13 protein-coding genes and 1 riboswitch are annotated in these 13,876 nt (G+C 51.5%); of the genes, 12 read left to right on the plus strand and 1 reads right to left on the minus strand.

Annotated elements, in window-relative coordinates; translation table 11 throughout:
* Positions 1-42 precede the first annotated feature (42 nt).
* Positions 43-139, plus strand: a riboswitch (SAM riboswitch).
* Between the two features lie 69 nt (positions 140-208).
* From metK to ACRQV7_RS07145, 6 genes are all read left to right on the plus strand, one after another.
* A complete protein-coding gene (metK, locus tag ACRQV7_RS07120) occupies positions 209-1,393 on the plus strand; it encodes a methionine adenosyltransferase (RefSeq protein WP_275717786.1) in 1,185 nt (394 codons plus the stop codon).
* A gap of 50 nt (positions 1,394-1,443) precedes the next feature.
* Positions 1,444-1,779, plus strand: coding sequence for a hypothetical protein (locus tag ACRQV7_RS07125; protein WP_444659983.1), 336 nt, complete (start codon positions 1,444-1,446; stop codon positions 1,777-1,779).
* Between the two features lie 64 nt (positions 1,780-1,843).
* Positions 1,844-4,060 carry an SF1B family DNA helicase RecD2 gene (recD2, locus tag ACRQV7_RS07130; RefSeq protein WP_444659985.1) on the plus strand — a complete coding sequence of 739 codons (2,217 nt, stop codon included), beginning with the start codon at positions 1,844-1,846 and terminating at the stop codon, positions 4,058-4,060.
* Positions 4,050-4,712: a ComF family protein gene (locus tag ACRQV7_RS07135; protein ID WP_444659987.1), complete on the plus strand. Its 663-nt coding sequence runs from the start codon at positions 4,050-4,052 to the stop codon at positions 4,710-4,712. Before recD2 ends, ACRQV7_RS07135 begins: the two co-directional genes overlap by 11 nt.
* A gap of 61 nt (positions 4,713-4,773) precedes the next feature.
* Positions 4,774-5,799: a rod shape-determining protein gene (locus ACRQV7_RS07140; RefSeq protein ID WP_444659989.1), complete on the plus strand. Its 1,026-nt coding sequence runs from the start codon at positions 4,774-4,776 to the stop codon at positions 5,797-5,799.
* 166 nt (positions 5,800-5,965) lie between these two features.
* The gene (locus tag ACRQV7_RS07145; protein WP_275717792.1) at positions 5,966-8,017 is read left to right on the plus strand and encodes a methyl-accepting chemotaxis protein; all 2,052 of its coding nucleotides are present in this window, start codon (positions 5,966-5,968) and stop codon (positions 8,015-8,017) included.
* A 66-nt stretch (positions 8,018-8,083) separates the two neighbouring features.
* Here the strand turns inward: ACRQV7_RS07145 and ACRQV7_RS07150 are convergent, their stop codons facing one another.
* Positions 8,084-8,320: a hypothetical protein gene (locus tag ACRQV7_RS07150; protein WP_141825118.1), complete on the minus strand. Its 237-nt coding sequence runs from the start codon at positions 8,318-8,320 to the stop codon at positions 8,084-8,086.
* Between the two features lie 353 nt (positions 8,321-8,673).
* Here ACRQV7_RS07150 and ACRQV7_RS07155 point away from each other — a divergent pair, with 353 nt between their 5' ends.
* The 6 genes from ACRQV7_RS07155 (at position 8,674) to cmk (ending at position 13,872) form a co-directional block, all read left to right on the plus strand.
* The gene (locus tag ACRQV7_RS07155; RefSeq protein ID WP_444645330.1) at positions 8,674-9,579 is read left to right on the plus strand and encodes a DUF5685 family protein; all 906 of its coding nucleotides are present in this window, start codon (positions 8,674-8,676) and stop codon (positions 9,577-9,579) included.
* Complete coding sequence (locus ACRQV7_RS07160) at positions 9,563-10,204, plus strand: DnaJ domain-containing protein (RefSeq protein ID WP_444659991.1); 642 nt, start codon at positions 9,563-9,565, stop codon at positions 10,202-10,204. The genes ACRQV7_RS07155 and ACRQV7_RS07160 overlap by 17 nt, the downstream gene beginning before the upstream one ends.
* A gap of 22 nt (positions 10,205-10,226) precedes the next feature.
* Positions 10,227-10,760, plus strand: coding sequence for a hypothetical protein (locus ACRQV7_RS07165; RefSeq protein ID WP_444659992.1), 534 nt, complete (start codon positions 10,227-10,229; stop codon positions 10,758-10,760).
* 316 nt (positions 10,761-11,076) lie between these two features.
* Positions 11,077-11,961, plus strand: coding sequence for a MurR/RpiR family transcriptional regulator (locus ACRQV7_RS07170; protein ID WP_444659994.1), 885 nt, complete (start codon positions 11,077-11,079; stop codon positions 11,959-11,961).
* Positions 11,933-13,201, plus strand: coding sequence for an NAD(P)/FAD-dependent oxidoreductase (locus ACRQV7_RS07175; RefSeq protein WP_444659995.1), 1,269 nt, complete (start codon positions 11,933-11,935; stop codon positions 13,199-13,201). The genes ACRQV7_RS07170 and ACRQV7_RS07175 overlap by 29 nt, the downstream gene beginning before the upstream one ends.
* On the plus strand, positions 13,198-13,872 hold the full coding sequence (gene cmk / locus ACRQV7_RS07180) for a (d)CMP kinase (protein WP_444659997.1): 675 nt from the start codon (positions 13,198-13,200) through the stop codon (positions 13,870-13,872). The genes ACRQV7_RS07175 and cmk overlap by 4 nt, the downstream gene beginning before the upstream one ends.
* Positions 13,873-13,876 lie beyond the last annotated feature (4 nt).

Below are 13,876 nucleotides of genomic sequence, written 5' to 3' on the forward strand. Positions count from 1 at the left end.
TCAATGTAATGTATGTTATAATCATATTGAAAATTAAATATGCCCTTATCAAGAGTGACGGAGGGAACAGGCCCTATGATGTCCGGCAACCTACAAAGCGTAAGGTGCTAATTCCTGCGGTAAAGCCGAAAGATGAGGTAATTATACACGCCGTTCGGATTTTCCGGACGGCATTTTCTTTTTATTTTTATTTTAGGAGGATTGCTCAATGGCAAGACATTTTTTTACATCGGAATCAGTAACGGAAGGCCATCCGGACAAACTCTGCGACCAGATTGCGGACGCTGTGCTGGATGAAATTATTGCACAGGACCCGGAAGCCCACGTTGCGTGTGAAGTAACGGCCACCACCGGCGTAATCCATGTCATGGGAGAGATTTCTACCGACTGCTATGTGGATATTGCGTCGATTGCACGGCAGGTAGTCAAGGACATCGGCTACGACGACCCCGCCTGCGGTTTTGACGGCAACACCTGCGGCGTGATCACCTCCATCGATATCCAGTCGCCCGATATCGCGATGGGTGTCAATCAGTCCTATGAGGCGAAGCAGGGCGCGACGGACGCAAACGATGTGACCGGCGCGGGCGACCAGGGCATGATGTTCGGATACGCCTGCGACGAAACGCCGGAGCTGATGCCGCTTGCCATCTCACTGGCGCACAGGCTGTCGAAGCGCCTGAGCCAGGTCAGAAAGGACGGTACCCTGTCCTATCTGCGGCCGGACGGCAAAACACAGGTAACCGTGGAGTACGACGGGGACGAACCGGTGCGCGTGGACACCGTTGTCGTTTCCACCCAGCATGACCCCGACGTCACTCTGGAGCGAATCAGAAAGGATATTATCGAGCGTGTGATAAAAGCGGTGATCCCAGAAAAATGGCTGGATGACAAGACAAAGTTCTTTGTCAACCCGACTGGCCGTTTTGTGATAGGCGGTCCGGTGGGCGACAGCGGACTGACCGGAAGAAAAATCATCGTTGACACTTACGGCGGCTACGGCAGGCACGGAGGCGGCGCTTTCTCAGGAAAGGATCCTACCAAAGTCGACCGTTCCGCGGCTTACGCGGCGCGCTACGCGGCAAAGAATGTTGTTGCGGCGGGCCTGGCGAAAAAGTGTGAAATTCAGATCGCCTATGCGATCGGCGTGGCAAGACCCGTTTCCATTATGGTGGATACGTTCGGCACTTCCCAATACAGCAACGACGAGCTCGCGGCGGCGGTGGAAAAGGTGTTTGACCTTCGTCCCACGGCGATTATTCATAACCTGAATCTTCGCCGTCCTATTTACCGCGCGATTTCCAATTACGGCCATATGGGCCGTGAGGACCTGAACGTTGCGTGGGAAAAGCGCGACAAGGTCGACGCTCTAAAAGCCGCATTGGCAAAATAAGCATAGCATTTGGTCGCCTCGGCACATAAACTGTGTTGAGGTGACTTTTTATGCTTGAGATCCTTGCAAAAATCGCTTTTGTTCTTCTGGCCATCATCGGCGCCGCTGAAATCGTCAGGAATATTATTTTCTGGATGCTCAGGCCCTCCCGTCCGGGCAAGCTTTATCTGGTCGTTTCCGTGGAAGGCCACGATGAAGGCGCCGAAATGCTGCTGGAAAGCGCGATCGAAAGACTGAAATGGATCCGCGGAGATGAAAAAATGCTGATTTGTCTTGACAAGGGAATGGATGAAGAAACAAACGTGGTATGCAGAATTATTTCCAACCGGAACCCCGGGGTAGAGGTCTGTACTCCCAAAGAACTGCCGGATATTCTATGTCAATAAATTTGCAAATACATAGCTCATGTATTATACTGAATTTATGAATCATAAAATACGAGGGAGTTTCATGCGGGAAGATCAGATGCTGGAAATGGCCGGTTCGGTAGAACAGGTCATTTTTAAAAATGAGAAGAACGGATATGCGATTATAGAAATCAATAACGGGGAAGAATTGGTTACGGCCGTGGGCACGATGCCGCTGGTCGGCGCGGGCGAGGAAGTGCGCGTTGTGGGCGGCTGGATCAACAATCCGAACTACGGGACCCAGTTTAAGGTGGAGGGCTTTGAGCGCTCGAAGCCCTCCACTGCGGCCGCTATGCTGAAATATCTTTCGTCGGGCGCTGTTAAGGGCATCGGCCCGGCTACCGCCGGGAAAATTGTGGACATGTTCGGCATGAACGCGTTGCAGGTGCTGGAAGAGGAACCGGAGCGCCTTTGCGCCATTAAGGGCATTACCAGGGCAAAGGCGAAAAAAATGGGCGATGAGTTCAAAAAGATACACGGCATCCGGGAAATCATGCTGTATTTGAGCAGCTTCGGCATTTCGCCCGACGAGGCCGTCAGAGTCTGGAAGCTCTATGGCCCGCAGGCCGCGGAGCGCGTGCAGGAGGATCCCTACTGCCTGTGCGGGGACGGGCTGGAAATCGGCTTTGAGCGTGCCGACGATATTGCCGCTTCGCTTGAGCGGCCGCAGGACGACGGCTGCAGGGTCCGCGCAGGCATTCTGCACGTTCTGAAGCACAATATCAGCAATGGCCACACCTGCCTGCCCGCGGACAAGCTTCTGACCGCCGCGCAGAAGATGCTCGGCATTGGGCCGGAGCAGGCCTTTGACACGCTGGAAGCCCTGAAGGCGGAAGCGTCTGTCTGCGCCGTCCTTTTTGATGGCCGGGAGTATATTTTTACCCCCAAGCTGTACCGGTCCGAGCTGTACTCCGCGGGAAGGCTGAACATGATGCTTCGCTTTCCGGCGCAGTCCATCCTTGGAATCGACAATTATATCTCAAATATTGAGGAAACGTTTCAGATTCAGTACGCCGACGGGCAAAAGCAGGCGATAAAAGAGGCTCTTTCCAAGGGAATGCTGATTCTGACGGGGGGACCGGGAACCGGAAAAACCACCACCCTCAACGCGATCATCAAGATTCTGGAGACGAAGGGGGAGAAGGTTCTGCTTGCCGCGCCGACCGGCAGAGCGGCCAAGCGGATGTCCGAGCTGACAGGACAGGACGCGAAAACGATCCACCGCCTGCTGCAGGTGGAATGGGATGAAAACGATCTGCCTGTCTTTTCCAAAAACGAGAAAAATCTTCTGGAATGCGACGCGCTGGTCATTGACGAGCTGTCCATGGTGGATGCCAATATTTTCGAGGCGGTTCTGCGCGCCCTGCCGCTCGGCTGCCGTCTCATCATGGTCGGCGACTGCGACCAGCTGCCCTGCGTCGGGCCGGGCAACGTGCTGGGCGATCTGATCGCCACCGGACTGCTGCCCGTTGTCCAGCTCAATCAGATTTTCCGCCAATCCATGCAAAGCCTGATTGTTATGAACGCGCACAGAATTGTAAAAGGACAGATGCCGGAGCTTTCCGTCAGAAACAGCGACTTTTTCTTTCTGCCGTACGGAAGCCCCGCAGAAATCAGTTCCACGATTGTTGATTTGTGTGCGGCCCGTCTGCCCGCAAGCTACGGATACTCGCCTTTGTCGGATATCCAGGTACTGTCTCCTTCCAGAAAAGGGGAACTGGGTACCGTGGAGCTCAACAAAAAGCTGCAGGCAGTGATCAATCCTCCGGAGAAAACGAAAAATGAAATCACCATTAACGGCACCCTGTTCCGGGAGGGCGACAAGGTGATGCAGATCAAAAACGACTATAACCTGGCCTGGGTGAAACCGGATGGGACAAGCGGGGAGGGCGTTTTTAATGGCGATCTCGGCATTCTGTGCGGCATTGACCGCCGGGCTTCCACCGTTACGGTGCAGATGGATGACCGCATGGTGCTTTACGAGCTGGAGACCGCGGCGGAGCTGGAGCTTGCCTATGCCATGACGGTGCACAAGAGCCAGGGAAACGAATTCACCGCCGTTGTGATGCCCATGTTTCAGGGAGCGCCTCAGCTTTCCTACAGAAATTTGCTGTATACCGCGATTACGCGTGCAAAGTCCCTTTTGATTCTTGTCGGGTCGCAGAAAGCGATTCAGCACATGGTTGAAAACGATAAAAAAATGCGCCGGTACTCCGGACTCTACTATTTTCTGACCGGAGGCGCGCAGAATGAGTGCTAAGCTTTTTTCCGTGCTTCTGGATATGATTTTTCCGCCGAAGTGCATTTTCTGCCGCGGGATCGTTCCATCCGGGCAATCCATATGTGAAAAATGCGAAAAAGAAATTTCATATACCTCCGGCGAAAAATGCATTTATCTGCCGGGTTCCGGTGAAACTATTTTATGTACCGCACCCTATTTATACAGCGGAAAAATCCGGGAATCCATTCTCCGGTTCAAATTTTACGGGCAAAAGGATTTTGCTGATTTTTATGCGGAGGGCATGTCCGCGCAAATCGGAAAAAGCTTTCCCAAAGCGCGGTTCGATTCCGTTACGTCCGTTCCCATCTCCGGGGAGCGCTATAAAGCGAGAGGCTATAATCAGTCGGAGCTTTTGGCAAGGGCGGTCGCAAAACGCCTCGGCCTGCCTTACCGGGAGTATCTGGTCAAAATCCGGAACAACCGGGAACAGCACAAGCTGAGCGAAAAGGAACGCCGCAGCAATGTCCGGGGTGTCTATCGGATAAAGGACGGGGAGCAGACATCGGGAAAAAACATCCTGCTGATAGACGATATTGTGACTACCGGCGCCACGCTGGGGGAGTGCGGCTGTGTTCTGCTTAGCGGAGGAGCAAAGAAGATAACGTGTGCTGCAGTGGCCCGCGCACTTTAAGTTGAAAAATTTCTGATTTTGTAATAATATAATAAAATGAATATAGATTGGATGTGATTACGTGCTGGGTACTGACATTGCGATAGATCTTGGTACATCAGCCGTCAAGATTTACCTTGACGGGAAAGGCATTATACTTAATGAACCGGCAGTTGTTGCCGTTAATGTGGAAACGGACGAAGTTGTGGCAATCGGCTCGGAAGCCTACAGGATGGTGGGACGTACCTCGGACAAGATTTCCGTTTCCCATCCGCTTTGCAACGGCGTCATTTCCAATTTTGATCTGGCGCAGTATCTGATCAGCAACTATTTGAAAAAAATCAGCGGGAGCAGGGTTTTTATGCCCCGCGTTGTCGTCAGCGTGCCGTGCCAGATTACAGAGGTTGAGAAACGCGCGGTAGTGGACGCGATCAGCGCGGCGGGCGTGCGCAAAATCTGTCTGATTGAGGAACCTGTGGCCGCGGCGCTCGGCGCCGGTGTGGATATCTCCACGCCGCACGGCACCCTGATCGTCGATATCGGCGGAGGCACGACGGATATGGCGGTGCTTTCCCTGAGCGGCATCGCGATCTCGCGTTCCATTAAGGTCGCCGGGAATGCCTTTGACGAAGCAATCATCAAGTATATCCGAAGAAAATACAATTTAATTATCGGTCAGCGGATGGCTGAGGAAGCAAAAACCGCGATTGGCTGCGTGTATCCCAGAAAGGATCTGTGCAGTCACAGAATTAAGGGCAGAAATGCAATGACCGGGCTGCCGCAGTGGACGGATATCTCCTGCGACGAAATGCTGGAAGCCCTGATTGAACCGGCGATGCAGATTGTCCGGACCATTCAGGAGATGCTGGAAAAAACGCCGCCGGAGCTGATGGGGGACGTTTATTCGGACGGCATTATTCTGACGGGCGGGTCGGCCCAGCTTTACGGAGTCGATACGCTGATTTCCAAAAAGGCGAAAATGCCGGTGAAGCTTGCCGAGGATTCCCAGATCTGCGTTGCGCTGGGAGCGGGCAAGGCCATTCAGTTTATTGACGACATACAAAATAAGGGCTACGGCGTACTGAATCCGTTGAGCGCCGCTTATTAATTAAATAGAAATGATTTCAAAAACAAAGCATTGTTGTGAGTTTTTACAACAATGCTTTTTTCATATCCCGCTTGCTTCATTTTGCAAAAAAGATGTCGATATATAACATTAATCATCAGGGCGCGGCTATAACCCTGATGCGGCGCGGTTGAGAGGAGAGAAAAAAATGAAAAAGATTAAATTACCCAAAGTCAAAATTCCAAAACTGAATTTCAATAAAATTCGGTTTCGAAAGATTCATCTGAAAGCCGACAAAAATAAGCTGGTATTCAAAATCCCGCTCCGGATTATTTCTGCCGTTGCCGTTATGATGGTGGCGCTGTGTGTGTTCCTGAACATCTACCTGTCTGCGTCACAGGAAAAAACGGTCGTGAACAATATCAATAATCTGGCTGAAAACAACGCCTATATGGCGTCCTCCTATCTGAACAACATGCAGACCCTGTCAAAAGCGTTGGCACTCGAAGTTTATCGCTACAAGGAGCTGGACTCCTATACGCGCGATCAGTTTATCAAAAAGGATCTGTCCGCATATCTGGACGACTCGCGCATCTTTTCGGCCTATGTGGCGTTTGAACCGAACGCCATGTTTGAACAGACCGCGGACGGCCGGTCCTATTACGCCTATAAATTCGGCACCGAAAAGAAGCTGGATACGTTAAGCGATTACAGTACCTACAAGGACGGGGAATATTATGCGGTCAGCAAACAGACGAAAAAGCCGCATATTTCGGAGCCGTATTCCTATCAGCTGAGTTCCGGGGAAACGGTCTGGCTGATTACCATCAGCAATCCGATTCTGGACGAGGACAACAATTTTCTGGGAGTGGCTAACACCGATATCCTGACGGATACCATCAATCATCTCAGTTACGATTTGGGCGGATATTCCACCTCCTGCAATTATATTCTTTCCGCCGGTTCGAACTATGTTTCCAATACGGCCGATCAGACAAAGGCGGGGACCAAATACGACGGCAAGACAGGCAGTCAGGAGTTCAGGGTTACCCAGCCGCTGAAAATTGAGGGAATCGACGAAAACTGGACCAGCACGTTTGTTGTCCAGAAGTCGGAAGCCCTGAGGGAAATCAGCGTCCTGATCGTTCTCGTCGGAATTGTCGGCCTCATAGGGATCGCCGCCATCGGATCCGTCGTATTTTATCAGATCAGACGGTCGCTTTCTCCGATTGACAGTATTGTCGCGCTGTCGACGGATATGGGAAACGGAAAGCTCCATTCCGATATTGAGGTACATACGAGGGACGAACTCGGCGAACTGGCGGCTATTTTCAAAGATACTTCCGGAAAGCTGAGCAGTTACATAGAGGAAATATCCGACGTGCTTGTCAATATGTCCAACGGAAACCTGCGTCTGAAAGTTGAGCAGGACTATGTCGGGGATTTTGCCCCTATTAAAAAGGCGCTTCTGGAAATCATTGATTCTCTGAATAAGGTGTTCGGGGAAATTGAAGTGGCGGCCCAGCAGGTAGCCAGCGGGGCGGGCGAAATCGCCAACGGGGCGCAGGCGCTTTCCAGCGGGGCGACCGAACAGGCGGGCTCTTTGGAAGAGCTGTCGGCCTCCATCAATGAAGTATCGCGGCAGGTCAAACAGAATGCGGAGAACGCGGGCAACGCCAAACAGCTTGCGCAGGACGCGGAACGGCAGCTGGATATTGGCAAACAGACAATCGGGGAGATGACCGGGGCGATCGACCGCATTCGGGTATCGTCCGACGAAATTACAAAGATCATTAAAACCATTGACGATATCGCTTTCCAGACCAATATTCTGGCGCTGAACGCCGCGGTGGAAGCGGCCAGGGCGGGTGCGGCCGGCAGGGGCTTTGCCGTGGTGGCCGACGAAGTCAGAAACCTCGCCAGCAAGAGCGCGGAGGCGGCGAAGCATACCACCACGCTGATTGAGGATTCCGTCAGGGCTGTGGACAACGGAACCAAAATCGCCGATAGAACGGCGGACCTGCTCAATCAGATCGTTCAGAAATCCACGGAAGTCAATCATCTGGTCACGCAGATCGCCGCCGCTTCAAGCGAGCAGGCCAATTTCATTGAACAGATCGATGTGGGTGTTTCGCAGATTTCAGCGGTGGTCCAGAACAATTCGGCAACTGCGGAGGAAAGCGCCGCCGCCGCGGAAGAACTGTCCGCTCAGGCCGGTCTGCTCCGCGACAGGGTCGCGCGGTTTGAACTGAAAAAATAACCGGCATTGTATGAAAACAGCCGCCGCTGCAGTACTGCAGCGGCGGCTGTCATTATCGGTAAAAATTTATTTGCTCATCATATAGTTGATAAACATCAGTTCATCTTCCGGATTTTCTACGTTCAGTTCGGCTGAAACCGTCGAATTTTTCGCGCTTTCCAAAAGCGCCCGCACACCGTACAGCTGGCAGAGCTTGCTCTTCAGATTCAGGGTGTTTCCGTCCTCGGTAATCAGGTAGACATTCCCTTTTGCTTTGTCCAAGAGTTCAATCAGTTTTACCACATCAATGTCGTACAGCTTCATATTCTTAACCTCCTAAATAATGGGATTTCCTTCTGAGCAAATTATAGCATGTGCCTTTGACAAATACAATAACCCGCCGATGGATCTTTTCTTTACTGTCTTAAATAAGAGTATCAAAGAAAAGAATTCTTTTCTTTATATAATGATATTACCATACATTATGCACAATTTAAAGTGAATGAATTTGTGCAAAAATTAGTTTTGAAAATAAAATTGGAAAAAATTTCAGCCATTCTTTTCCTTTGAATGTGGAATCTATAAAATTTACATATCGTTCATTAAATTATGGTGTCAGATATAGTAAAATAATATACGAATACTTTAAAATATGCTATGATTATAAGGATGATTCTGTGTTTGGTTATGTAAGACCGCAAAAATCGGAGCTGCTTGTCCGTGAGTATGAACAGTACAAGGGGGTATACTGTTCCCTGTGCCGTCAGCTGGGCAAAAGCTACGGAATGGTGTCGCGTCTTACTTTAAGCTATGACTGCACTTTCTATGCACTGATGCTGCTTGCGTTTCGTCCGGAGTGTCCCGGCTTTCAAAGCGGACGCTGCGTTGTCAATCCGTTAAAAAAATGCACCTTCTGCAGTTCCGGGGAACCGGAATTCGTCTCTGCTTCAGCCCTTTCCGTCATTATGACTTACTATAAAATCAGGGACGATATTGCGGATTCCCGCTTCTGGGGAAAGCTTCGCGCATATGCCCTGCTGCTTCTCGCGGCGCGGGCGCACAGAAAAGCCGCCGCCGATTTTCCCCGGCTGGACGCGATTATTTCGGCTTCCATGGAAGAACAGAAGGCCGCGGAGCAGGCGCCCGACCCATGCCTTGATTCCTGCGCGGAGCCGACGGCGAAGATGCTGCAGCAGGTTTTCGAGGCATCTGCCGGGGAGGACGGGGAGCCGGATTCTCCCAAAGTACGGATTTTGCGGCAGTTTGGTTATTTTTTAGGCCGCTGGGTATATATTATTGACGCCGCGGACGATATGGAAAAGGATCTGAAAACAGCGTCGTTCAACCCGTTTATTATCCAATGCGGCTTAAATGATGCCAGCAGTCCGGAGGAACTGGAAAAGGCGAAAAGCTATGCAAATGAGGTTCTGAACCTGACGCTTTCCCAACTGACGGCCGCTTTGAATATTTTGGATTTGGATCATTTTGGCGAGATCATTCAGAACGTTGTTTTGAAGGGCTTGCCGGAAATACAAAAAGAATTACTATTTAAGAAGGAGAAAGTGCATGTCAGATCCTTATAAGGTATTGGGAGTATCTCCAACGGCGACAGACGACGAGATAAAAGCCGCTTACCGCGAACTTGCCAAAAAATATCACCCCGATAATTATTCCGGAAGTCCGATCGCCGACCTTGCCGGTGAAAAGATGAAAGAAATTAACGAGGCTTACGATACGGTTGTCGCACAAAGAAAACAGCAGAAAAACGGCGGCTACGCCGGGTATACGGCGCCAAATACGGGCTATACCGGCCAGAGCTACGGGAATTCCTATTCCTCCGGCTTCAATGACGTGCGGAATCTGATTATGCTGGGCCGCATTGCGGACGCGGAACAGATTCTCAACGGCGTTCCGTCGGAGAGCAGGAATGCCGAATGGTATTTCTTAAAGGGGACCGTGCTGTACAAAAGGGGCTGGCTGGAAGAGGCCTACAATAATTTTGCCAGGGCCTGCCAGATGGACCCCTACAACGGCGAATACCGCGCCGCTATGAATCAGGTTACCAATCAGCGCAACGGCGTGTATGGAGGGTACAACCCCAATGTGCCGCGCACCGGCAGCTGCAGCGGGTGCGATATCTGCTCTTCCTTGATTTGTACCGACTGCTGCTGCGAATGTATGGGCGGAGATTTGATCCCCTGCTGCTGATTTTGTTCGGGGAGGAATCGATTTGAGCAGAACGATTCGTCTGGCCTTTTGCGGAGTCATCACGGCGCTTTGCACCGTGACGATGTTTTTGACCGGACTGATTTCCATCGGAACCTATGCCTTGCCCGCTTTTGCAGGCATTTTACTCATCGTGGTCGTCGTCGAGCTGGGTGTGGGCTGGGCGTGGCCTGTCTATCTTGCGTCGTCGGTTCTTTCTCTTCTGCTTGCGGGGGATAAAGAGGCTGCCATGCTGTTCGTCGTTTTTTTCGGCTATTACCCGATTCTGAAAGCGCAGATTGAAGGGCTGCACCGCCGTGTTTTGTCTTATTTCCTGAAGTTTGCGGTTTTTAATGCCGCGATGATCCTGGGATTTTTTCTCAGTATCCGGGTGCTCGGCGTACCGGAAGACAGCTTTACCGTTTTCGGGATTTATCTTCCGTGGGTCTTTCTGGTTGCCGGCAATTTTGTGTTCGCCGTGTATGACTACGCGATTTCCTCCCTCGTTGCCCTGTATTTTCAGAGATTCCACCGGTTTGTCGGCAAATGGCTGAAATAAGAGATGGTTATGATAGAGCGTGTATGCAAACTCCAAAATATAGTCTATTTCTACTGAGAAGGGTTCCTTCGTCGTCAAAAATGCTCCGAATACGGAAAGTATTCGTGTGCTTTTTTCCTTGAAGTCCCTCCTCCTCAGCGAAATATCCGTCGTTTTTCCGATTTGCATACACACTCTAATGCTCCCCCTGTAAAGGGGAATTTTTTTTGCGAAGGGCAGAAAAATGAATCGCTGGGAATTACTTCCTGCAAAAACATAGAAAGGCACTTGATTTTTATTCCGTTTCGAATTAATATGAGTAACAGGAGTTGGTAGAATGAATAATTTGTTAGCCGTCAGAATAAAAAACAGGATGGGCGACTTTTCAAAAGGGCAAAAGCTGATTGCAAAATATATTGAGGAACACTACGACAAGGTGGCGTTTATGACCGCTTCCAAGCTGGGCGCAACCGTCGGGGTCAGCGAGTCGACGGTCGTCCGTTTCGCGACGGAAATAGGGTACACTGGGTACCCGGAGCTTCAGCAGGCCATGCAGGAGATGATCCGAAACAAGCTTACCTCCGTCCAGAGAATGGAAGTAACGGCGAGCCGCATCGGCAACAACGATATCCTTGATTCCGTTTTCAATCAGGACATCGATATTATCCGCAGAACCATGGAGGAAACGCCGCACGAGGACTTCTACCGTTCGGTGGACGCCATTGTCAAGGCGCGCAAAATTTACATTTTAGGTGCGAGAAGCTCTTTAGCTCTGGCCACCTTTTTATCCTATTACTTCAATCTGATTTTTGAAAACGTCCTTCTGGTGCAGTCTACCAGCGAAGGTGAGATTTTTGAGCAGATGATCCGCGTGGACAAGCGGGATGTTGTGATCGGCATCAGCTTCCCCCGGTACTCCAGAAAGGCGGTCAAAGCGCTGAACTTTGCCCACAACCGGGGTGCTACGGTCGTTGCCATTACGGACAGCGCGCTGTCCCCTCTGGCAATGGAGGCGGACAACCTTCTGCTTGCCCGCAGCGATATCGCATCCATTGTGGATTCGCTGGTGGCGCCGCTCAGCCTGATCAACGCGCTGATTGTTACGACCACGCTGAAGAAGTCGGAAGAGGTTTCTCAGGTGTTTAAGCGTCTGGAAGATATTTGGGATGAATACGGAGTGTATGAAAAGGTAGATGATAAATCCATTGAACCGGCCTTATGACGCGCTGATTATCGGCGGCGGAGCCGCAGGCCTGATGGCCGCCGGGACTGCTGCGGGCAACGGGCTGCGCGTCTGCCTGGTCGAAAAAAACACCCGCCCCGGCCGGAAGCTGATGATTACGGGAAAGGGCAGATGCAATATCACCAACAACTGCGACGTGCAGACCTTCATCGCTTCTGTTCCATCAAACGGACGGTTCCTTTATAGCGCCGCCAACCGGTTTTCCCCGCAGGACACCATCCGCTTTTTCGAGGAGCTGGGACTTCCGGTCAAAACGGAGAGAGGAAACCGGGTGTTCCCGCAGTCGGACAAAGCGGCCGACGTAGTCGATAAGCTGGTCGATTTTGTGAGGGACAGTAGGGCGGACGTCATAACCGGCGAGGTAAAACGGCTGATTTTAAAAGACCATGTAGTTTTCGGAGTGGAATTGCAGAACGGTTCCCAAATTCCGGCCGATTCCGTTGTGGTCTGCTGCGGCGGTGCTTCCTATCCCGGGACCGGTTCCACCGGCGACGGCTACCGCCTTGCCAGACAGGCCGGGCATACGGTGACCCGGCTGCGTCCCTCTCTGGTTCCGCTGACCGCTTACGGCGAAGAGTGCCGCAGGATGATGGGACTCTCTTTGAAAAATGTCGCCATAAAGGTGTGGGATACGGTAAAGAAAAAAAATATTTATGAGGATTTCGGAGAAATGCTCTTTACGCATTTCGGCGTTTCCGGCCCCATGATTCTGAGCGCGAGCGCCCATATGGGGGAGATGTCACCGGGGCGCTACTGTGTTTCGATCGATTTGAAGCCGGCGCTTTCTCCGGAGCAGCTTGACGCCCGGATTCAGCGCGATTTTGAATTGAACCATAACAAGGACTTTTCAAATTCGCTGTCGGCGCTGCTGCCCAGTAAAATGATTCCCATCGTCGTAGAAAAATCCGGGATTCCCGCTGAAACAAAATGCAACCAGATCACGAGGGAAATGCGCAGGTCTTTTGCGGGCCTGCTGAAATCCTTTAAAATTTCCATTTCTGGTTTCCGGCCGATCGAGGAAGCCATTGTCACTTCCGGCGGAGTGAAAACCTCGGAAATCAATCCCAAAACCATGGAATCAAAGCTGGTCAGGGGACTTTATTTTGCCGGGGAAGTGCTCGATGTGGATGCATACACCGGGGGTTTCAATCTGCAGATCGCTTTTTGCACCGGCCGCCTTGCGGCAAATTCACTGAACAGGCAGGAGGAAAACGAATGACTGCAGTTGCCATTGACGGGCCTGCCGGAGCGGGCAAAAGCACGATCGCCCGCCGTGCGGCCAGGGAAATCGGCTTTATTTACGTAGATACCGGCGCGCTTTACCGTGCCGTCGGGCTTTATATGCTGCAACAGGGAGTGGACACGTCGGACGCCCGTGCCGTGACTCCGCTGCTTCGGCAGGTCCATCTTACGCTGACCTTTCAAAACGGGGAGCAGAAGGTGATTCTTTGCGGAGAAGACGTTTCCAGCGCGATCCGCACCGCAGGGGTTTCCATGGCGGCGTCCAATGTTTCGGCAATTCCCGCCGTCAGGGATTTCTTATTTTCCCTGCAAAAGGATATCGCAAAGAACAATGATGTGGTTATGGACGGCCGCGATATCGGAACGGTCGTGCTGCCGGACGCGCAGGTCAAAATTTTTCTGACTGCTTCTCCGGAGGAACGGGCCCGAAGAAGATACGAGCAAATGATAAAAAAGGGCGAGCATGCGGATTATAACGATGTGCTGAGCGATCTGAAAACGCGGGACTACAACGATTCGCACCGTGCCGTCGCGCCCCTTGTCCCCGCTGCAACCGCCGTGATCGTGGACACTACGGGCAATACGCTGGAGCAGTCGGTGAAACAGCTGGTTGCAATTATTAAAGAAAATCTGCAATATAATAAATGAAACT

The organism is Caproiciproducens lactatisolvens (assembly GCF_052443335.1).
GTDB lineage: Bacteria > Bacillota > Clostridia > Oscillospirales > Acutalibacteraceae > Caproiciproducens.

What these genes read in the sequence shown, in the direction of transcription:
- metK (WP_275717786.1), top strand. Translation starts at nt 209, where the DNA reads ATGGCAAGACATTTTTTTACATCGGAATCAGTAACGGAAGGCCATCCG.
- ACRQV7_RS07135 (WP_444659987.1), top strand. Translation starts at nt 4,050, where the DNA reads ATGAGTGCTAAGCTTTTTTCCGTGCTTCTGGATATGATTTTTCCGCCG.
- ACRQV7_RS07170 (WP_444659994.1), top strand. Translation starts at nt 11,077, where the DNA reads ATGAATAATTTGTTAGCCGTCAGAATAAAAAACAGGATGGGCGACTTT.
- recD2 (WP_444659985.1), top strand. Translation starts at nt 1,844, where the DNA reads ATGCGGGAAGATCAGATGCTGGAAATGGCCGGTTCGGTAGAACAGGTC.
- cmk (WP_444659997.1), top strand. Translation starts at nt 13,198, where the DNA reads ATGACTGCAGTTGCCATTGACGGGCCTGCCGGAGCGGGCAAAAGCACG.
- ACRQV7_RS07160 (WP_444659991.1), top strand. Translation starts at nt 9,563, where the DNA reads ATGTCAGATCCTTATAAGGTATTGGGAGTATCTCCAACGGCGACAGAC.
- ACRQV7_RS07145 (WP_275717792.1), top strand. Translation starts at nt 5,966, where the DNA reads ATGAAAAAGATTAAATTACCCAAAGTCAAAATTCCAAAACTGAATTTC.
- ACRQV7_RS07175 (WP_444659995.1), top strand. Translation starts at nt 11,933, where the DNA reads ATGATAAATCCATTGAACCGGCCTTATGACGCGCTGATTATCGGCGGC.
- ACRQV7_RS07150 (WP_141825118.1), bottom strand. Translation starts at nt 8,320, where the DNA reads ATGAAGCTGTACGACATTGATGTGGTAAAACTGATTGAACTCTTGGAC.
- ACRQV7_RS07125 (WP_444659983.1), top strand. Translation starts at nt 1,444, where the DNA reads ATGCTTGAGATCCTTGCAAAAATCGCTTTTGTTCTTCTGGCCATCATC.